This is a genomic window from uncultured Ruegeria sp. (assembly GCF_947497005.1).
GTDB lineage: Bacteria > Pseudomonadota > Alphaproteobacteria > Rhodobacterales > Rhodobacteraceae > Ruegeria.
In genome coordinates this window covers 129,228-148,473 of sequence record NZ_CANMFF010000004.1, presented here as the reverse complement: position 1 = coordinate 148,473, position 19,246 = coordinate 129,228, and the positions used below count along the sequence as shown (strand labels likewise).

Here is a 19,246-nt window from a genome sequence, read left to right as displayed (position 1 = left end):
CTCCCTCCCTCTAACTACTCAGGTTCAGTTGCCCAGAGCGTTGATCTGCTCCAGAACGCCGTCAGGCCAGGCTCCGGCGAATTCGCTTTCCAGATACATGGATTGTACCTGATCACGGAACGCGGCGAGATCGGGTTCGTAGACTTCCATGCCCTGCTCCTTGAGGAATCCGACCAGGTCCTCTTCCTTTTGGAGTTGCTTTTGGCGACCCGATTCAGCCGCGGCGTCGGCAGCTGCCTGTACCTTTTCCTGCTGCTCGGGCGTCAGCCCATCCCAAACCTCTTTGCCAATGGCAATGTAGTTCAGGTCAACCAGGTGAGACGTCAGGACGATTTGATTGGTCACTTCGTAGAATTTGGCATCAACCACTGTCGGCAACGGATTATCCTGACCGTCAACGGCACCGGTCGACAACGCTGTGTAGACCTCAGAAAATGCCATTGGCGTCGGAGCGGCGCCAAGTGCCTTGCCAAGGAACTGCCATGCATCCGTTCCCGGCAACCGCAGGTTCACACCTTCAAGATCGGCTGGCGTTGTGACCGTCAGCTCGTCTTTGGGCTGACGCAGGTTGACCTGCCGACGGCCCAGATACATCACTGACAAGAGCTTCACGCCCAGCTCTTCTTCGGCTTTTTGCTTGAAGGCATCCATCAAGGGATCACTGAAAACAGCAACCTGATGGGCGGCATCCTGATGGACATAACCGGCGGTAAAGATCGAAAACTCGGGGAAGAACTGTGCAAGTTCCTGCGCCGAAGTGATCGACATTTCCAGATTACCTCGGCTGATGGCGTCCAGCTCTGTGCCCTGCGCAAAGATAGTGCCATTATAGCTCGGTTCGTAATCCGCGAAATCAGAGACCATGGGCGCAAAGACTTCGGCCATGGCGACCGAACGCTGATCGGTTTCCGACCCCGAAGTTGCGAGCCGAAGTTGTACTTTGTCTTCTGCCAGCGCGCCATTCGTTGCGCTGAACAGAACACCGGTTGCGACCAGGGCTGACACGGCAGCCCGGCGGGTAATATTGGTAATCACTTTGCTCCTCCCTGAGACATCATGATGTTTCTTTTTTGACGATTCCAAGTTTTGACCTATTTTGGACTTTTTGCAAGATTTTTTGCAAAATATCTGATATTTTTATATTGCTGTCACTTTTGCTTTTGACGATTGTTGAAGGCAATCTATCCGAACAACCTCTCCAGTTCGACAGGAATTCTGAATGGCTTCAATGACTTGAAGTGTTCTCAGGCCTTCCCGCCCTGACACAAGTGGCATTGTTTCGTGCCGAGCCACCTCAACAAAATGCCTGAGTTGATTAACTAGCGGATCCGAGGCACCCTTCTTCAGCGCCGTTGATGAGATGGGAGTCCACCAGTCCCTCTGCCCGCTATGATAGCTCCACAATCGAAGATCCGGCACGGATAACGACCCATGAGACCCACCGATCATATAACTACTCTCAGTGGTTGACGGGTAAATCGGATATTCCCGGGACGTCATCTCCCAACTCCAGGGAGCAACTATGCTATCGGACACACTTATGGTCCCGATCGCTCCGCCTTCAAATGTCAGGAGAGCCCCAGCCACGTCTTCGTTGTCATACCCGCGCTGTGAAGACGTTGATTGTGCCTGTACGGATACGACCTCTCCGGCCAGATACCTAAGAAGATCAACGTCATGCACCAGATTGACTGAGATTGGGCCAGCACCGGGTTTCTTTCGCCAGGGTGCCGCATCAAAATAATCGTCTGGCTTGTAGAACCAGCAGCTGGCATGAACTGCGCGAACATCACCGATCTTCCCGTCCGAAATAGCTTCTTTTGCCGACTTGATCAGGGGATTGTGCCGACGATGATGCCCAACCATGAGCGGCACATTTGATTTCTCGGCCTCTTGAACAAGCTCCAATGCTGCAATTGCCTCAACGGCAATTGGCTTTTCAACGAGGACGGGACACCCTTGCCGAACACATGCGAGGCCCTGATCGACGTGAAGTGTTGTGGGGGTCGCAAGGACAACTCCGTCTGGCGACTGATTTGCAAACAAATCCTCGAGGGTCTCATAACACGCGACGCCATGCTCAACGGCATACCCACGACCTTCGTCGCTGGGATCGACAACTGCGACAAGGTCGACATGACGCAACGCTCGGATAGCGTCCGCATGACGGCGTCCGACAAGGCCAATGCCAACAATGGCAATGCGAAAGTTCTTAGACACTTTGCTTCCTTCCGAAGACTCCGGAAATCCCCGGACCCTAAGTTTGCGACTGAGCAGCATTGCCCAACTTGGCCTCGACCGTATTGGGGTTTTTCCGATTCCACAATAATGTATGATATTTTTATTTTTACCATACATCACTTTGGATTGCTGATGACTCTCAAAAATGCTAGTTGAACGAGGAAACTAAAAATATCGGGTGAAACGCATGGCGAAGCAGCCGTCTACGATAGGTGCAAGCACCTATCAGCGCATCAAGCGGGATATAATCTTCGGAGAGTTGCAGCCTGGCTCCAAACTGAAGCTGGACGCTTTGAAGGAGCGCTACTCGGCCAGTCTTTCGACGCTTCGTGAAACCTTGAACAGGCTTGCCAGCGACGGGTTTGTGGAAGCGCCAGAGCAACGGGGATTTCTGGTTACACCGGTTTCCCGCGAAGACCTGATCGAGATATCAGAGCTGCGTGTCTTGTTGGAGTGCCACGCGCTGGAGTTATCCATCAAGAATGGTGACACGGATTGGGAGGGAAACCTCGTTGCAGCGCATCATAAACTTCATTTGATGGAGCAACAGCTTCTCAAAGGAGATGAGTCCGAGAAAGAGACCTGGAAAAGATACGACTGGGAGTTTCACCAGGCGATGATCGCGGCCTGCAATTCCAAGAATCTTCTGTCTTTGCATTCGATCATCTATGACAAATACCTTCGTTATCAGATGCTCGTGCTGACGTATCGTGGCGAAGACGCTGTCAAAGAGCACAAGAGCATGTTCGATGCCGCCTTAGCCAGAGATGCAAACACGGCCAAGAGGTTGTTGGAAGATCACATCCGAAATGGTCTCGTTCACACGTTGGAGGCCATGTAGGGCACTGCTATTGCAGGTCTCCTCGACTACCGAACCAAAATCACGGATGCGCTTGGCAAATCACGGCATTAGTGGAACGCTCAGCTCGTATTAGAGATACAGTTGCTGACATACTGACCACAGTAAATCGCAGGGTGAAGAGGTAGTCGGATCAGGCATAGGAACAGAGTTTCGAGGTCGTCAACCGTGCTTTCACCAGCGCTTCGGCAAAAGTAACGGCACAAGCAACGCCATCGACGACCGGCAGATTGAATTCTTTCGATAGATGCGACATGAGGTCTGTCATCCCTGCACAGCCCAGAACAATGGCTTCGGCCCGGTCCTCCTCAATCGCTGCGCGGATTTCGATCCGTATCTTTTCGATAGTTTCGGGGTCGCTTTCCTCAAGCTTCAGGACCGGCACATCCGATGCCCGAACCCCGACACATCTGCGATCCAAGCCATACCGCAACAGATTTGCCTCCAGCCCGGCCAGAGATCGGGACAATGTGGTGATGACGCTGAACTTCGGACTGATCATGGATGCTGCATGATAGGCCGCTTCTCCAACGCCAATTACCGGTGCCGAGGTGATGCATCTTACTGCATCAACGCCGGTATCATCGAAACAGGCCACAACAATGGCGTCGACGTCCGGGTGGGCATTCACAACATCCAGCAGTCCGGGAACGCAGGTAGAGACATCCAAATAGCCCTGTATGCTGGCGGGGCCGACTTGGGAATTAGCGGCGATAATCGTGGTTTCAGGATGCGCAGCGGCCCGCGCAGCCTCTTCGATCTTTCGGGTCATGGAACTGGTGGTGTTGGGATTGACTACAAGCAGTTTCACACTGTCCTCACACTTCCCCGCCCAGATAGGCGGCTTTGATACGGGGATCGGTCAAAAGCTCTTTTGAATTGCCCGAGATCACGACGTTTCCCGTGGTCAACGCGTAAGCACGATGCGAGATCGATAGCGCCATTCGCGAGTTCTGTTCGACCAACAGCACTGAAACCCCCTCGTCGCGATTGATCGCCACGATGGATCGGGCAATGTCTTGTACCAGCTTGGGTGCGATGCCCAGCGAAGGTTCATCCAACAGCAGCAGTCGCGGTTTGGCCATCAAGGCTCGCCCAATCACCATCATCTGCTGTTCACCGCCCGACAGGGTGCCCGCGGATTGGTTATAGCGCTCTTTCAGTCGCGGAAACCGTTCCAGAACTGAATCCAGCGTGCGTTGTACATCCGGCTTGTCCGAGCGGGTGAATGCCCCCATCAGCAAGTTGTCTTTCACCGACATATACGGAAAGACGCGCCGCCCCTCTGGAACCATCGCAATGCCTTTCGAGACAATCTCGGCAGGATTACGCCCCGCGATCTGTTCACCTTCAAACGCCACCGAGCCGGACTTGATTTTCGCCAACCCCGTGATCGCGCGCAGGATCGAACTTTTGCCTGCGCCATTTGCACCAATCAGAGCGATAGTCTCGCCTTGCTCCAGCTCAATCGACACGCCCTTGAGGGCATAGACGTGATCGTAATAGAGCTCGACATCCTTGAAATCTAACATCTTTGTCATAGCTCAGATCCCGATCTCGTCATCGGCGCTGCCCAGATAGGCTTCGATGACCTTTTCGTTGTTCTGGATTTCCGTCGGTGTGCCTTCGGCGATCATCTCACCGAAATTAAGCACAACAATCCGATCCGAAATGTTCATCACTGCCGGCATATCGTGTTCCACCAGCAGCACGGTAACGCCCCGGTCATCACGAACCTTGCGCACCAGATTAACCATTTTCATGGTCTCGTCGTGGTTCATCCCTGCAAAGGGTTCATCCAGCAGCAACACCTTGGGGTCAGTGGCCAGACCAATGGCAATCCCCAATGCACGCAGGTTGCCCTGCGGCAGGTTTGACGCCTGTTCGTTGGCAATCTCGGCCATGCCAAGGAACTCGATCAGATCGTCGGCGTATTGCCCAAAACTGTCGACATCCTCGTGAGCAGTCTTGGTGCCCCAGAAATACCCCGCCAGCGAAGCTCGGGCCCGCAGGTGCTGCGCTACAATAATGCTTTCACGCACAGTCATGGACTTGAAGATCGTCGTTTCCTGAAATGTCCGGACAACGCCCTTGCGTGCCACCACATGAGGTTTCAGGTTCGATATCCTTTCACCCCTGAACAGCACCTCTCCTGTTGTCGTGGGAAGGAAGGACGAGATCATCTTGAATAGCGTGCTCTTGCCGGCGCCATTCGGTCCGATCACCGAAAGGATCTCATTCTCGTTTACATTGAAAGAGATATCGCTGTTGGCGGTCAGGCCTCCGAATTTCTTGGTGACATGGCGGACTTCCAGAAGATGGCTCATTTGTCCGCTCCTTTCTTGCCGGGCAACCGCAGGCTGAGCAGCCCATTGGGCAGGAACAGCATCAGAATGATCAGCAGGCTGGAATAGGCAAGCAACTGGAAGCGACCAAGCTCGAACAGCAGGTCCCAACCGAAGTACAGCACCAGCGTGCCCAGCATCGGACCAAACACATAGCCAAGACCACCCAGGAAGCAGTTCAACATGAAGTTCACACTGTCAGCGACCTGAAAACTGGACGGATACACAGATTGCGCGATCGAGCCGAACACGGCCCCGCCAATACCTCCCAGAAAGGACGAAATAGAAAACACGATGACGCGGATATGTGAGATGTTGACGCCGATCGAGCTGGCCAGTTCTTCGTTCTGCTGCATTGACCGACACAGATGGCCAAGCCGTGAGTTCACCAGCCGATACATCGCGGCGAAGGTCAGCACCATCAACACGCAGGCCGCGTAATAGAAGGCCAGTCTCGGGTTTTCCAGCGTCGCGAAATCCGGGATCAAGGTCAGCCCAAGGATCGACACTCCGCCCGGCAAAGGAATCGAAGTGATACCCTTTGCCCCGTTGGTAATTGGCAGGGCCAAAGCGGTCAGCGTGACGACCTGCGTCAACACCAGTGAGATCATGGCGAAGTACACACCGCGCAACCGCAGGATCGGCACTCCGATCACTATCGCCACTCCGGCGGCGAACAAACCCGCCAGCGGCAGCGACAGCCAGAAGGACATGCCCGCCTTGGTCACAAGAATGGCCGAGACATAGGCTCCGATCAGGGCAAAGGCTCCCTGACCGATATTGATGCGACCGATATAGAAGGTGAGCCAGACACCGGCACTGGCGATAGACAACAGCGCAACTGAGGTGAGCGTATAGTACAGGTCAGACCGTCCGGATGCCGCGATAAAACCTGGGACTGCGATGAAGATGGCCAGCAGGAAGACTGCCAAACTAGCCCATTGGATTATTGAAAGTTTCGGCACTGCGTTATCCCCACGGTTTGCCCATCAGGCCCTGCGGGCGGATGGCCAGGAAAACCATCAGTGAGACAAAAATCAGCAGATAGGTGATATCGCCATATTGCGAGAGAACAGCCAGGCCGATGGCTTCCATAAAGCCCAGAATTATCCCTCCGGCAATCGCACCGGAAATGACGCCGGCACCGCCGATCATCACCATCATGAAGGCCTTGATCGAGGTCGGTCCGCCCATTCCCAGGTTGACGCCCGTGATAGTGACCAGCAATCCGCCGACCAGCCCGGCCAGCATCGCGCCCAGGGCAAATCCGATCATGGAATAGCGAGCCACATTCACACCCATTAACTGCGCAGCCGTTCTGTCCTGCGCGAGCGCACGCAGGGCGCGACCGGTTTTGGAGTATTGCATGAACAGGATGAAGGTCACGATGGACAGAATGGCCAATACGCAAATTAGGATGCGGTCATAGGGCATGATCAACCTGAAGTCCCAGTTGAAAACTCCATTGATGATCTTGGGAACGCCGCGTTGTTTCTCGCCAAATATCAGCAGGATGAGTGCATCGAACAGAAATGCCAGTCCTGCCGCCAGCAACATCGTGCTTTCTTCGCGATTGGATCGTCGTATAACCGGCGCGAACAGAAATCGCTCAATCAACGCGCCAAGAACGGCAAGGGTTATACAGGACGCCAGCAGCGCAATTACGAATGGCCAGCCAAGTTGTCCGTAGAATGTGTAGGTGACAAAGCCACCGAGAACATACATTTGTCCGTGAGCAAAATTCAGTACGTTCATCAGGGCAAAGATCAGCGTCAGTCCCAGGGCGATCATCGCATATTGCGCGCCCAGATAGATGCCGTTTGCTAATATCTGTTCCATGAGAGTCCCGCATAAGGTTCGGGTATCCCGGGCTGATCATCAGCCCGGGAGGGTAGATAGCTCGTTAGGTTCAAACCTTGAGTGAAAGGTTTCCCTCAGTCGACTTCAGCGACAAAGAGCGTTTCAAACGCCCCGTCCTGATAGACGTTCACCACCAGCGGTACAGCGATCTGACGCTTTTGCCCGAACGATGTCGTACCGACATACCGCATTACTGCATCACCCTTCATGAATGGGTTCGGCGCTTCAAACGTATCCATTGTTGTCTGGAAGGCCTTCACATCGTCGATACCTGCCGGATTGGCGTTAAGAGTCGCCAGAATGTATTCAAGCGCATAGACTTTGGTGTTCGACTCGTCGTTGTATTCACCGAACATGTCAGTATAGCGCGTGACGAATTCCTTCATGTCATCCGATGCAATCTCGGGCGTAGAAGCACCACCAACAGAAATGAAGCCATTGGCCAGGTCCCCTGCCCCTTCCCGCAGAACTGTCGCATCCTGTGCGGTTTCGGTTGAGATAATGCCCTGGAAGCCAAGCTCACGCGCTGACCGGATCAACTGAGGTGCATTGGCCGGGGACACACCCGACAAAACCAGCAGATCAGGCTGCGTGCGCATGACAGGCGTCAGAACAGGAGTAAAATCTGTTGTGTCCACCTGATATGTGACGTTGTCGGAAACAACTTCAAGTCCCAGTGCCTTGGCTGCTTCGACGCCGCCATCCCGCTGGCTCAGCGGATCGGATTCGTTCGCAGCAACAAAGGCAACAGATTTCACGCCCTTTTCGTCTTTCAGGTATTTATAGATCGCAGGACCGGACTGATAATTTGCGACCATGCCCAGAACGGCATTGGACGCCGGAGCGGAATATAGCTCTTTTGGGAACGCATAGGGAAAGTACATGATCCCCTGTGCTTCGGCGACAGGACGAACCGCTGCAGCACCGTCGTCAACGTTGGGCCCAACAACGTAGTGTATTCCTTCCTGGGCCATCTTTTCCATGCCAGCAATTGCGCGCTTGGGATCTTTCTGGTCGTCGAATGACACAATTTCAATATCATAGGTCGTGTCACCTATCTTGTATCCCCCTGCTTCATTTATCCAAGCTGCGCGGGCCTCCATTGATCGTTGGTTAGAGATGCCCCAAGCCGCAGCCGGACCCGAAGTGACACCTACAAAGCCGACCTTCAGCACTGGATTTTCAGCCCATACCACGGATCCAAAGACGGATGCGGCCATGGCTAAAGCGACTGAGGATTTCATCAGGTTTCTACGTTTCATTCTTTCCTCCCTATGAGGTCTCGGCGCCTCTTCTGGGCGCTTGGCGAAGTAAACAATGCGACCGGTCGAATCCCGGAATGCACCTTGGATACTGCATTGTTAACAATCTTTGTCAACATATTTAGCCGACGTGGTTATTGATATTGTGAACAGAAGACCAATATGTTGTCAGTTAGAAGTTGTACGGCTAAGTACGATCGACGTATTTTCCAGCCAAATTGGAACAAGATGACAGACGCCCGACAAAAACTCGACACCGTCCAATCCGATTCGGATGAGCAATTGATCGTCGACCGAATTTATTCTGCGGTCATGGAACAGAAGCTGGCGCCCAATACCAAGTTGAGCGAACAAACCCTGTGCGAGACTTTTGGCGTTGGTCGAATGCGCGTCCGCCGAGCTTTGTTGTTATTGAGCAGCCAGGGCATTGTTGAACTGCACTCTAACCGCGGCGCCTTTATTGCCTGCCCAAGCCCTGACGAAGCCCAAGAGGTTTTTGAAGCCCGCCTGATGATCGAAACTGGCATTGTGCGCGAACTGGCACATGAGATCAGTGAAGCAGGAATCCATGCCTTGCGGACACATGTCAAAGAAGAAGATGCGGCTCGTGCAGTGAACGATCGAACTGAAATCATCCGGCTTTCAGGTGAATTTCATGTCGAGTTGGCCAAGTGTCACAACAATTCGGTGCTCACTCGCGTTGTAAGGGAGTTGGTGACCCGGTCGTCTCTGATCGTAGCATTGTTCGGAATCAACAAGGACTCTTCTTGCCCCGATGATGAGCACGCGTCGATCATTGAAGCAATCGTCAGTGGTGATCCGCAGTCAGCGGAAGAAAATATCCAACACCATCTACTTCACGTAAAAAACAGTTTGGATCTTGAGCAAACCCAAAAGGTTGAACCTGATTTGGCCAAGATTCTCAATGGGCGAATGTAACTTAGGGCCAGGATACACAACCTGTAAATGACGGTTTCGGCAAGGCCGCAGGCCGTTCAGAAATGAAACGCGACGGCCGCATAAATACCATTCTGATCCATGTCATAAGCGAACTCGCCGCTTGGGCGGTCGTTTGAATAATCAATTCCGTAAAACTGATACCCAAATCGCAAGGACGTGTTTTCCCAACCTTTCCAATCGAAACCAGCCAGAACCACGTATTGCAAGTCATCGCCATTCACGCCAAAGCCGCTCAACTCAGCGCGGGAGGCGAAACTCCAGGTGTCGTTGATTTCAGTAACGTAACGCAGCGCAATCATTGGTTCGATCCACTCTTCCGTTCCCCCCAGCGTCATGCCAGGTCCCGGACCAGCGATGTTGATTTCCTGCTTGAGCCGGTTCCACTTGACGCCAATTGCGGCATCTGCGGCGTAACGTCGGCCCGAAGCGTTAACACCCTTGGCAAACCGATAGGCACCCTGGACATTGAAGAAGGTTTGACGGACATCGACATCGGCACTCGCCCCACCGACCGGCAATGCCCCTCCTCCGCCGAGTTTTACGTAGTAGAGCTCGGATATGATCCCGAAATCACCGTTCCACCCTTCATAACGAACGGATGCTGCGCCCTGAAGAACGTCCAGGACTTCACTCAGGCTCAGGTCCAATTCGACACTGCTGCCGTCAATGGTCGATGTGCCAGTGGTGCTGAGCGGCAAGAACAAATAAGGTGTGATCGAATGTCGCCAAGCGCCTTCGTCGTCTTCGGATCTCGCCAAAGATTGAGCACTTGCAGTTTGTCCGAAAGCTAAGGCCAGCCCACCGGCCAAGAATAGTTTGTTCACAGTATTCCGCATCACTCTTCCCCGTCAGATTTTATAACACCGGTGCGTCCAGTTCTGCACGCACCAGACACTTCATTGATCAATTATCGCAAAGATACAGGAATTCTCGCCCTAAAGCACTCGTAGCTATTCAAAAAATCGAATGCGGACCATCGTCTGCGTTCCATTTGCTACTTTCAATGAACTCGGCGAACCCGGCTTCAACTGATGACCTACCATTAGTTGCGACAAAGCCTGTGTTTAGTCCCGGCATCTGGTGGATCGGATTTATGACGAATCGATCTGTGAGCCTCCCTATTTGAACTGGTCCACCGCTATGTTTAGGAAACGGAGGACCAAGAATGGCAAACAAGCGACCGAAGCCGGAAGAGATTGTCTCTAAGTTACGGCAGGTTGAGGTGCTGATGGGGCAAGGCATGCCCCGGGCTGGATGCAATCAGACAGATTGGTGTTGTTGAACAGATCTACTACCGATCGCAAGCAATACGGCGGAACGGGTGTAGATCAACTGAAGGAACTGAAGCGGCTTCAGAAGGAAAATGATCGGCTGAGACGAGCTGTGTCAGACCTGACGCTCGACAAGCTGATCTTGACGGAGGCCGCAAAGGGAAACTTCTGAGCCCCGCTCGCCGTCGCGCCTGCATCGAACATGTGCGGCGCCAGTTCAAAGTGTCTGAGCGCAGGGCCTGTCGCGTGCTGGGACAACATCGTTCCACACAGAGGCACATCCCGAGAGGCCGTGTCGATGAGGACCGGTTGGTTGCCGACATGATCGAATTGGCCAGGCAGTATGGTCGATACGGCTATCGTCGGATTGCGACCTTGCTCAGAGAGGCGGGTTGGTCGGTCAGCGATGGCCGTGTCGAACGACTATGGCGGAGAGAGGGGCTGAAAGTGCCGATGAAACAACCGAAGAAGGGGCGGCTCTGGCTGAATGACGGATCATGCATCCGGCTGCGGCCTGAGTATCGAAACCATGTCTGGTCCTACGACTTCGTTCATTGCCGGACAGATGATGGCAAGGTGTTCCGCATCTTGAACATTCTTGATGAGCACAGCCGGGAATGTCTGGCGATCAAGGTGAAGCGCAAGCTTAACTCGACGGATGTGATCGATGTTCTAACGGATCTGTTCATCCTGCGTGGTCCTCCCGCCTTCATACGTTCCGACAATGGTCCCGAGTTTGTTGCACAAGCGGTTCGGGATTGGATCGCAGCTGTAGGCTCTCAAACAGCCTACATCGAACCGGGATCGCCGTGGGAAAACGGATACTGTGAAAGCTTCAATGGCCGTTTCCGGGACGAACTCCTCAATGGGGAGATTTTCTATACCCTGCTTGAAGCCCAGATCCTGATCGAAGAATGGAGAAAACACTACAATACGAAGAGACCATACAGTGCATTGGGCTATCGCCCACCAGCGCCAGAAACCATCATCCCGATGGAACTGAGGCCAATCATGCACTAACAATCAAATCGGACCAGTCAGATGAGGCTGCTCACGGCCACAACCACGAGCAGTTTGCCACAACGCGCGAGGTGATCTCCTTTCCAGAGGCGAAGGCGCTTGCGGCAACTGCATCTCTTAAACGACACAAGAAAGGTAAACCTCATGGCTAACCCTCTCTATGACGGCTTGTTCGGCGCACATGCCGGTAAAAACACACCTTTTTTGCACCTGCTCGATGGAAAAATCATCACCCATCAGGACTTCCTGAGCACTACGGCCCAAATCTCCCATGTCGCTACTCAGCTAGGCCTGAAACCCGGCGACCGCGTTGCGGCCCAGATTGAGAAATCACCCGAAGCGCTGGCGCTTTATGCAGCTTGCGCTCAGGCGGGCCTTGTGTTTCTGCCGCTCAACACGGCCTATACTGTGGACGAGCTGACTTATTTCATCGAAAACAGCGGCGCATCTCTGATTGTCTGCGACAGCAGGAGCGAAGAAAAACTGGCCCCGGTCGGCGCGCAATTAGGTGCTAAAGTGGAAACACTGAATGCCGATGGCAGCGGCAGCCTGATGGATCAGGCCGCAACGATGCCGGCAAACTATGACACCGTTGATCGCGATGGTGACGATCTGGCAGCGTTTTTGTACACATCGGGCACCACGGGCCGCTCCAAAGGCGCGATGCTGACCCAGAACAACCTGTTGTCGAATGCGCAAGCGCTGGTCAAGGAATGGTGCTTTTCATCCGACGACGTGCTGCTGCACGCACTGCCGATCTTTCACACTCACGGACTATTTGTGGCTACCAATGTCACTTTGGTGGCGGGCAGCAGCATTATTTTCATGCCTAAATTCGATGTCGACGAGATCGTCAACCGGATGCCGAACGCTACCACAATGATGGGTGTGCCGACCTTCTATACCCGGCTGCTGGATGATGAGCGGTTCACCAAGGAACTTGCCGCAGATATGCGCCTGTTCGTCTCGGGTTCGGCGCCACTGTTGGCGGAAACCCACGTGCGGTTTGAAGAGCGCACCGGCCACCGAATTCTCGAACGTTATGGCATGACCGAGACCAACATGAACACCTCGAACCCTTACGAGGGGGACCGGCGTGCCGGAACGGTCGGGTTCCCACTGCCGGGGGTTGAGCTGAATATCTGCGATTCCGACGGTAATGCTCTACCCCAGGGCGAGATTGGCGAGATCGAGGTGCGCGGACCCAACGTCTTCAAAGGCTATTGGCAGATGCCCGAGAAAACTGCCGCCGAACTGCGCGAAAACGGCTTTTTCATCACCGGTGATCTGGGCCGCATCGACGAGGATGGCTATGTCCATATCGTTGGCCGCAACAAAGATCTGATCATCTCGGGCGGTTACAACATCTATCCCAAAGAGATTGAGCTGGTTCTGGACGATCAGCCCGGTGTGGCCGAAAGCGCTGTCATTGGCGTGCCTCATCCCGATTTTGGGGAAACTGTGCTGGGCGTGATCATCGCCGAACAGGGGCAATCGCCTGACCTCGATGCGATGATGGAAGCCGTGCGCGGCAGCCTAGCCCGGTTCAAGCATCCGCGTAAGCTGATCCTGTTAGACGAATTGCCCCGCAACACGATGGGCAAGGTTCAAAAGAACATTTTGCGTGACCAATACAAGGACATGTTCGTGGCCGCGTGAAATAGCATTCCCCAAACCTGCGGATTGGTTCCTCGACCCGCGGGTTTTCCTTCAACGGCCTGAAGGCGCGCCCACCGCGGTTTCAGGCCGTTGATTTTTCTTTCTTCCGGAGATTGAAGTTATGTACAAAACACCCTTGTCCCGATCTCCTTCGATGCCGACCGTGACGCCACCAGTGCCATAGAGGTCGCCCGGGCACTCAACCAGACAAGCGGAAAAATCACCCTCCTGCATGTGGTCGAACACCTGCCTCAATACACCAGTGACCTGCTGCCCGAAGTCCATCAGGAACACGCCAAAACCGCAGTCACCGAAAAGCTGTCGCCGCTGCTGAACAACCTCGACAACGCAAGCATCGAGATTGTCGAAGGCCATGCCGGTCGCGGTATCCTCGACTACGCTGACACGCAAAAAATCGACTGTATCGTAATCGCAAGTCACCAACCCGGCCTGCAGGACTATCTTCTCGGGTCAACCGCGGCACGCGTTGTAAGGCATGCACACTGCGCCGTACACGTCATCAGGTAACGCTGAATAGCAACATCACTGACACTTAGGCAAACGGAACGACACGCCTCCGAAGGTGCTGTCGCGGGAAACCGGATTCGATACCATTCGGTCTTGTGTGCTCCAGAAAGGAATAGATGTGACTGTCTCAAACGCTCCTATCGTATTGATCGTGCTTGGCCCGCCGGGTGCAGGAAAGGGAACCCAGGCTCGGATACTGGAGCAGGAATTCGGGCTGGTTCAGCTTTCGACAGGTGACTTGCTGCGCGCCTCAATCGCAGCGGGTACCGAGGCAGGCAAAGCCGCCGAGGAAGTCATGGCAGAGGGCGGACTGGTGAGTGATGATATCGTCATTGCTATTCTTCGCGAACGAATGGCCAAAGCCAATACTTGGGACCTGAGATTCTCACGACAACCTCATCGATGTGCCAGACGTCGTTTGGGCTGCCCTGTCTCTGCCGCAAGTTTCAAGTGATCGCCGGTCCGAACTTGATCACCCAACGCCGGATAATCTCGTAAGAGACGTCAATCCCGCGCGCAAGCAGCATCTCTTCAACTTCGCGAAAGCTCAATTTGAATCGGACATACAGCCAAACCGAGTGAGCAATGGTCTGAGGAGGAACTCGGTGACGCTTGTAGCTGATAGACGATGAATTCATCGACGTCACCTATGCACAAATCCAGACGCGAACAACCGATCTGGGGTTTACGTGACAACACCCTCTCGGTGAGCTGGCGGGCGATTGCACTTCAGCCAATTACCTGCCCCCCGAGGCTCCCTCCTTCTTAACGGGAGTTTGCGGGTCTGGATTTCAGAGTCCTCGGTTTCTTTTTGGGCAAGCGCGTTGTGCACGGAGCCCACAAATTGCTCAAACGCTCGACGCGCTTCTGCGGGTGTTTTATTGTCCAGCGATGAAGGTGGTCTGACGTGGGGTAGTCGTATCGCCATAGTGAATTCAACGGGTGACACTTGTTCCAACGGCACGGCAGTGACGTACACTCTCCCTTTACGTGAAAGCATGTAACCGGTGAGTTTTCTAAGGGACGTCACGTGTTCGTCAACATATTGGAGAACTACCGCGTCGGCCTTTCTTGTGCAGACCAAGAACTTGGGTGAAGGTAAGAAAACGGTTAGTTTGGACTCAGAGCCGACGTCAGGTGCCCCGGTGTTGAGGCGATAATGTTGTTACGTTAGTTCGGTCGCAGCATGTTAGCTAAGCAGGTCGCCCCGCCACAGCAGGGACGACTCTTAGCTGCTGTTAGCCTCGTCCTCTTATTGCTGCGGTCGCAGCCCGCTTTCCAGACATTCACTGCAAGTGCGACGGCTCGGCGGTTTCGACACGCAGTTTGTGGGTTGGTCTTTTTGGGTGCGGAGCCGATCCGTTCTTTTTCCCAAAACCAAAATTTGAGCTCAATCCCACTGCCACCAAAACACAAAAGAGCCCGCAACCGAGACAAGATAGACTGTCAGAACCTTCGGTTGCTCTGCGCTATTGGTGCGCTCTCGACCCAGCACTTCAAACATCGCGCCAAGTCAGACGTGGAACTATTCTGAATCGCCGCCATTTCAATTTTCAACGTTCAGAAACTCAACATCAAACGGAACCTGAGAGATCGCGCCGGTTTCGCCTGTCACTACCAAGGCCTCTCCGTCGATCACTACGTTATCAACCGGATCTTCCGTTGGCCAATCAATGGCTCCAATGACGTGTCGTATTACGACCCTATTTCCCAACTCGATCTCACCGGGCCCACAAAGATCAGCTTCTTTAGATATACCAAGCAGATGCGCCGCGGCACCTTCCTCAACGCCCAGGCATCCGACATGACGTGCTGACCAAGGCGGATAGTCGCGGCCGCCGTTGGAATGCCAAAGCATCGTCATCGGCAGTTGCACGGGGTTTCGCAATGAAAGGAAAAGGTCACCTGATCCCAGGCGCGACACCGCAGTCCAGCCAAGACTCGACCCTTTGGCCTCAATGCCGATCACGAAATCCTCGTTTCGATCCCTCCATGGGTAGGATGTGAGGTTGACCATCCCGTCTGTTGCCGGAAAGGCTTTCGGGTTTTCGGACTGTGTAGGATAAACCAGGGCCGACCGTCCGCGTGTGGGGTCGGTTTCCTGCGGTGTGGCAGGGGTTTCCCAGATCGCTTTGGGCGAGGTGCGAATGTGCGCACCGTTTCTCACTGAGACGCTTGCATGATTGGCGCAACTGACCCTCCCGTTGCCGCCGTCGAAAGTATGGCTTTGATAGACAAAGGGGTGGCCGTCCCGCACGACCAGGCGCTTTCTCAACTGCGCGTCGAAGACCCGGCGCTCCAGCTCAGCCTCGAGAATGCCGCCGTTCGCTTGGGTGACATGCCACCGGGAGTTGGGCGGCCAGCCATGAAGCGGTGAAAACCCCTCCCGCGCACCGAAAGGCGCACAAAAGAAATCGCCGCCCAGCACCGCAAGATGCGGAGCCGCATCTGGCGGCATTTCTTCATCGCTGCCAACCCAGGGCGCGCGATGAAGCGGCGTGATGGACCGCCCCTGGTCTTTAACACAAAAACTGTCCATCAGGCCGAATGCCGCATTGAATCCAAATGAGATGCCCAGCGCTGAAATCTGCATCAGTGAACACCTGGTTGATGACTGGCGCGGCACGGAAGATGTTGCGCGATCATTCGAGCAACACCAGAATGCGCCCACCCTCTACTTTGGTTGGATATGTCGCAAGGTCCTCGCATACCGGCGCGCGCAGCGCGTTGCCGTTGCGATAGTCGAAAAGACCGTTGTGCCTGGGGCATTCGATATCATTGTCCATCACCAACCCATCGGCAAGATGAACCTGCTCATGGGTACATAAGCCATCCGTGCAGTAAAACGCACCGTCCACCCCATGATATATGGCAAATGTCCGGTCGGCGTGATCCCAACGGATTACGTCTTCCTCTTCGATCTCGTCGGTCGCGCAGGCGTCAATCCAGGGCATGGGAGTTCCTTCGGTCTTGCCGTTCAGGCACATGGGTGTGCAGGTCTTCGCGGTAAGGTTTTGCCGTTGCAGGCAGGTTTTTTTTGACAAAGTACCCCGGCTCGCGTCGCTGGCGCAGAACCGCCCCTATCATTTCCCGGTATCCATCCCAGATTGAGGTATTTGGCGAGGGCAAGTCATAATTGATCAATTCGTGCAGCGCTGGAAGCGCGTAGTACGGGACCATTGGAAACATGTGATGTTCCACGTGGTAGTTCATGTTCCAGTATATCCAGCGGCTGATCGGGTTCATGTAGAGCGTCCGACTGTTCAGGCGATGATCGAGGACGTCTTCCGCAAGCCCACCATGCTGCAAGAGCCCCGTCATCACCATGTGCCAGCAGCCATAGATCCGGGGTCCACCAATCAGCAGGAACGGAATGATCGCCTTCCAACCCAAACCCCCCAGAAACATCATGGTGGCCACACCAACCGTAAAGGCGTAGATCACCATATGAATACGCGCCCAGAACACCGCTTTGGGCCATTCTGATTGCGGAATGTAATCCTTTTCATCTGGCGAAAGCCACCCAACCGCGTTGCGCGCCAGTGTCTTCAGTGAAACCAAAGTGTCGTGGAGGCCGACATAGGCCAGCGCCTTCATGCCGAGGCGGATCGGGTGCATCCAGGCGATTTCCGGATCGCGGCCCACGATGAGTGTATCGGTGTGATGCCGCGCATGGCTCCAGCGCCAGTTGACCGGGTTCCGCATGATCTGGAATGACGCGATGTGATAGATGACATCGTTCATCCATCTGGTTCGGAAAGCCGTGCCGTGACCGCATTCGTGCCAGCGCGAGTCGCAAGCAGAGCCATACAGGAGGCCATAAGCCAACCAGAATGGCACCGCGACCCACGATCCCCAGAAATAGATGCCCCCCGTCGCAAATAGGACGTGCAAGAAAGCCCAGATCATCGTATCGCGCATCGGCGGCCCATCGCGCCGCTTCATCAGCGCCTTCATTTCCTTGCGGGAAACGTCGGTGTGGTACCATTCCGCCGCACTAAGACCCGCGTCAACGGCCCTTTTGGCCGACGGCCCGGTCAGCGAATAGTCCCGTGTGGCCAATATGTTTGTTTCCGCGCTGATGGCGGGGCCTCCAGTTATCTCTTCACTTTTGCTACACAGTTCCAGCGTCTAGTTTCAAACCTGAATTACATCACATCACATCAGATTCGGAGATCATCAGTTAAATGGGCCGCGCCACGATTAAAGGCATTGCAGCGGCTGCGGGCGTCTCAACCGCGACCGTCGACCGGGCACTGAACGGCCGGCCCGGCGTCAGTTCGGCGAACCGCCAGCGCGTCCTGGTTGCGGCCCGCGACCTTGGCTATCTGCCGTCAGAGGGCATGGTGCTGCTGCCGTCGAAACCCGCAGAACTCGAATTTCTGGTCCCCTTTGATCACAATGCTTTCATGAGCGATATCATCGCCTACTTAACTGAGTTTGCCGCATCGCTTCCCTTGGTCAAAAGCTGCAAGGTGACGCCGCTTTCCGGGATTGGACCCAAGGCTCTGACCGCGGCGTTAGAAAATCTGTCACTCTACACGCAGGGTGTCGGCATCATTGCAACCGATCATGTCGAAAACCGCCGCTCGATCACTGCGCTTTGCGACGCGGGGGTCCGTGTTGTGACGCTCGCCTCTGATATCCCCGACACGCCCAGATCAGCCTACGTCGGTATGGACAACCATGTCGCCGGAAAGACAGCCGCGCGATTGATGGGAATGAGCCACCGCGCCAGAAGGGGCAAGATAGCGGTCTTTCTTGGCAGTCATGACTATCATGGGCACCGAGAACGAGAGGCCGGTTTTCGCGAAGTGATGTCCCGCAAATATCCAAATCTGAAGCTGCTTTCCGCCATCGAGGCTGGCGAAGACAATTACCGGCTTCAGGACATCACCGAAAGGCTGTTGGAATGCCACCCCAACTTGCAGGGCATCTACTGCATCGGTGCAGGCCGCAAGGGCATCGTCGCGGCGACCAACGGCGTCGCGTCTGAAAAACGCCCCTTCATCGTTATGCACGATCTCACAAAAAATTCCGCGGCCTGGCTTGCGGAAAACCGGATCGACGCCGTTGTCGATCAAAACGCACGTCTCGTTGCCGAGCAGGCCATCATACGGCTGCTGGGTTCAATAGCCACAGGCACGCCACTTTTACCGACAATACATGTGGAGCCCCGGATCATTTTGGCCGAAAACCTGCCGACGCCCCGGGATGCCATGAGCCAGCGGGGAAGGTGAA

The 19,246-nt window shown here is 54.5% G+C and carries 18 protein-coding genes and 3 pseudogenes; 7 read left to right on the top strand and 14 right to left on the bottom strand.

Annotation, left to right across the window (positions count from 1 at the left end):
• Nucleotides 1–24: 24 nt before the first annotated feature.
• Together dctP and Q0816_RS07415 are read right to left on the bottom strand one after the other, a co-directional pair.
• On the bottom strand, nucleotides 25–1,035 hold the full coding sequence (gene dctP / locus Q0816_RS07420) for a TRAP transporter substrate-binding protein DctP (RefSeq protein ID WP_298849104.1): 1,011 nt from the start codon (nucleotides 1,033–1,035) through the stop codon (nucleotides 25–27).
• Nucleotides 1,036–1,137: 102 nt separating this feature from the next.
• Nucleotides 1,138–2,220 carry a Gfo/Idh/MocA family oxidoreductase gene (locus tag Q0816_RS07415; RefSeq protein WP_298849103.1) on the bottom strand — a complete coding sequence of 361 codons (1,083 nt, stop codon included), beginning with the start codon at nucleotides 2,218–2,220 and terminating at the stop codon, nucleotides 1,138–1,140.
• A gap of 208 nt (nucleotides 2,221–2,428) precedes the next feature.
• Between Q0816_RS07415 and Q0816_RS07410 the strand changes: the two genes are divergently transcribed.
• Nucleotides 2,429–3,082 (top strand): GntR family transcriptional regulator, encoded by a 654-nt coding sequence (locus Q0816_RS07410; protein ID WP_298849102.1) that lies wholly within the window; start codon nucleotides 2,429–2,431, stop codon nucleotides 3,080–3,082.
• A gap of 151 nt (nucleotides 3,083–3,233) precedes the next feature.
• Here Q0816_RS07410 and Q0816_RS07405 read toward each other — a convergent pair whose 3' ends face one another.
• The 6 genes from Q0816_RS07405 to Q0816_RS07380 all read right to left on the bottom strand — a co-directional run bounded on the left by Q0816_RS07405 (nucleotide 3,234) and on the right by Q0816_RS07380 (nucleotide 8,567).
• On the bottom strand, nucleotides 3,234–3,911 hold the full coding sequence (locus tag Q0816_RS07405) for an aspartate/glutamate racemase family protein (RefSeq protein ID WP_298849101.1): 678 nt from the start codon (nucleotides 3,909–3,911) through the stop codon (nucleotides 3,234–3,236).
• A 7-nt stretch (nucleotides 3,912–3,918) separates the two neighbouring features.
• Nucleotides 3,919–4,632 (bottom strand): ABC transporter ATP-binding protein, encoded by a 714-nt coding sequence (locus Q0816_RS07400; RefSeq protein WP_367180477.1) that lies wholly within the window; start codon nucleotides 4,630–4,632, stop codon nucleotides 3,919–3,921.
• A gap of 12 nt (nucleotides 4,633–4,644) precedes the next feature.
• Nucleotides 4,645–5,427, bottom strand: a complete 783-nt coding sequence (locus tag Q0816_RS07395; RefSeq protein WP_298849099.1) for an ABC transporter ATP-binding protein — start codon at nucleotides 5,425–5,427, stop codon at nucleotides 4,645–4,647.
• Nucleotides 5,424–6,410, bottom strand: a complete 987-nt coding sequence (locus tag Q0816_RS07390; RefSeq protein WP_298849098.1) for a branched-chain amino acid ABC transporter permease — start codon at nucleotides 6,408–6,410, stop codon at nucleotides 5,424–5,426. The genes Q0816_RS07395 and Q0816_RS07390 overlap by 4 nt, the downstream gene beginning before the upstream one ends.
• Before the next feature lie 4 nt (nucleotides 6,411–6,414).
• Nucleotides 6,415–7,284 (bottom strand): branched-chain amino acid ABC transporter permease, encoded by an 870-nt coding sequence (locus Q0816_RS07385; protein ID WP_298849097.1) that lies wholly within the window; start codon nucleotides 7,282–7,284, stop codon nucleotides 6,415–6,417.
• Nucleotides 7,285–7,379: 95 nt separating this feature from the next.
• Complete coding sequence (locus tag Q0816_RS07380) at nucleotides 7,380–8,567, bottom strand: ABC transporter substrate-binding protein (protein WP_298849096.1); 1,188 nt, start codon at nucleotides 8,565–8,567, stop codon at nucleotides 7,380–7,382.
• A 228-nt stretch (nucleotides 8,568–8,795) separates the two neighbouring features.
• On the opposite strand from Q0816_RS07380, the gene Q0816_RS07375 reads away from it, so the two are divergent.
• The gene (locus Q0816_RS07375; RefSeq protein WP_298849095.1) at nucleotides 8,796–9,506 is read left to right on the top strand and encodes a GntR family transcriptional regulator; all 711 of its coding nucleotides are present in this window, start codon (nucleotides 8,796–8,798) and stop codon (nucleotides 9,504–9,506) included.
• Nucleotides 9,507–9,562: 56 nt separating this feature from the next.
• On the opposite strand, the gene Q0816_RS07370 is transcribed toward Q0816_RS07375, so the two are convergent.
• On the bottom strand, nucleotides 9,563–10,351 hold the full coding sequence (locus tag Q0816_RS07370; RefSeq protein WP_298849094.1) for a hypothetical protein: 789 nt from the start codon (nucleotides 10,349–10,351) through the stop codon (nucleotides 9,563–9,565).
• A gap of 341 nt (nucleotides 10,352–10,692) precedes the next feature.
• Here Q0816_RS07370 and Q0816_RS07365 point away from each other — a divergent pair.
• The 4 genes and pseudogenes from Q0816_RS07365 to Q0816_RS07350 all read left to right on the top strand — a co-directional run.
• Nucleotides 10,693–11,818: pseudogene (locus Q0816_RS07365) on the top strand (IS3 family transposase).
• A gap of 144 nt (nucleotides 11,819–11,962) precedes the next feature.
• The gene (locus Q0816_RS07360) at nucleotides 11,963–13,477 is read left to right on the top strand and encodes a malonyl-CoA synthase (RefSeq protein ID WP_298849093.1); all 1,515 of its coding nucleotides are present in this window, start codon (nucleotides 11,963–11,965) and stop codon (nucleotides 13,475–13,477) included.
• 144 nt (nucleotides 13,478–13,621) lie between these two features.
• A complete protein-coding gene (locus tag Q0816_RS07355) occupies nucleotides 13,622–14,005 on the top strand; it encodes a universal stress protein (protein WP_298849336.1) in 384 nt (127 codons plus the stop codon).
• A gap of 112 nt (nucleotides 14,006–14,117) precedes the next feature.
• A pseudogene (locus tag Q0816_RS07350) lies at nucleotides 14,118–14,366 on the top strand (adenylate kinase family protein); the annotation flags it as partial.
• An 85-nt stretch (nucleotides 14,367–14,451) separates the two neighbouring features.
• Here the strand turns inward: Q0816_RS07350 and Q0816_RS07345 are convergent.
• The 5 genes and pseudogenes from Q0816_RS07345 to Q0816_RS07325 all read right to left on the bottom strand — a co-directional run bounded on the left by Q0816_RS07345 (nucleotide 14,452) and on the right by Q0816_RS07325 (nucleotide 18,067).
• Nucleotides 14,452–14,643, bottom strand: coding sequence for a hypothetical protein (locus tag Q0816_RS07345; protein ID WP_298849092.1), 192 nt, complete (start codon nucleotides 14,641–14,643; stop codon nucleotides 14,452–14,454).
• Nucleotides 14,644–14,771: 128 nt separating this feature from the next.
• Nucleotides 14,772–14,938 (bottom strand): annotated as a pseudogene (locus Q0816_RS07340) (IS3 family transposase); the annotation flags it as partial.
• A gap of 613 nt (nucleotides 14,939–15,551) precedes the next feature.
• The gene (locus Q0816_RS07335; RefSeq protein WP_298849091.1) at nucleotides 15,552–16,598 is read right to left on the bottom strand and encodes a hypothetical protein; all 1,047 of its coding nucleotides are present in this window, start codon (nucleotides 16,596–16,598) and stop codon (nucleotides 15,552–15,554) included.
• A gap of 49 nt (nucleotides 16,599–16,647) precedes the next feature.
• Complete coding sequence (locus Q0816_RS07330) at nucleotides 16,648–16,959, bottom strand: MocE family 2Fe-2S type ferredoxin (RefSeq protein WP_298849090.1); 312 nt, start codon at nucleotides 16,957–16,959, stop codon at nucleotides 16,648–16,650.
• Nucleotides 16,946–18,067, bottom strand: a complete 1,122-nt coding sequence (locus Q0816_RS07325; RefSeq protein WP_298849089.1) for a fatty acid desaturase — start codon at nucleotides 18,065–18,067, stop codon at nucleotides 16,946–16,948. The genes Q0816_RS07330 and Q0816_RS07325 overlap by 14 nt, the downstream gene beginning before the upstream one ends.
• 125 nt (nucleotides 18,068–18,192) lie before the next feature.
• Here Q0816_RS07325 and Q0816_RS07320 point away from each other — a divergent pair, with 125 nt between their 5' ends.
• Nucleotides 18,193–19,245 (top strand): LacI family DNA-binding transcriptional regulator, encoded by a 1,053-nt coding sequence (locus Q0816_RS07320; protein ID WP_298849088.1) that lies wholly within the window; start codon nucleotides 18,193–18,195, stop codon nucleotides 19,243–19,245.
• The last annotated feature ends 1 nt before the right edge of the window (nucleotide 19,246 follow it).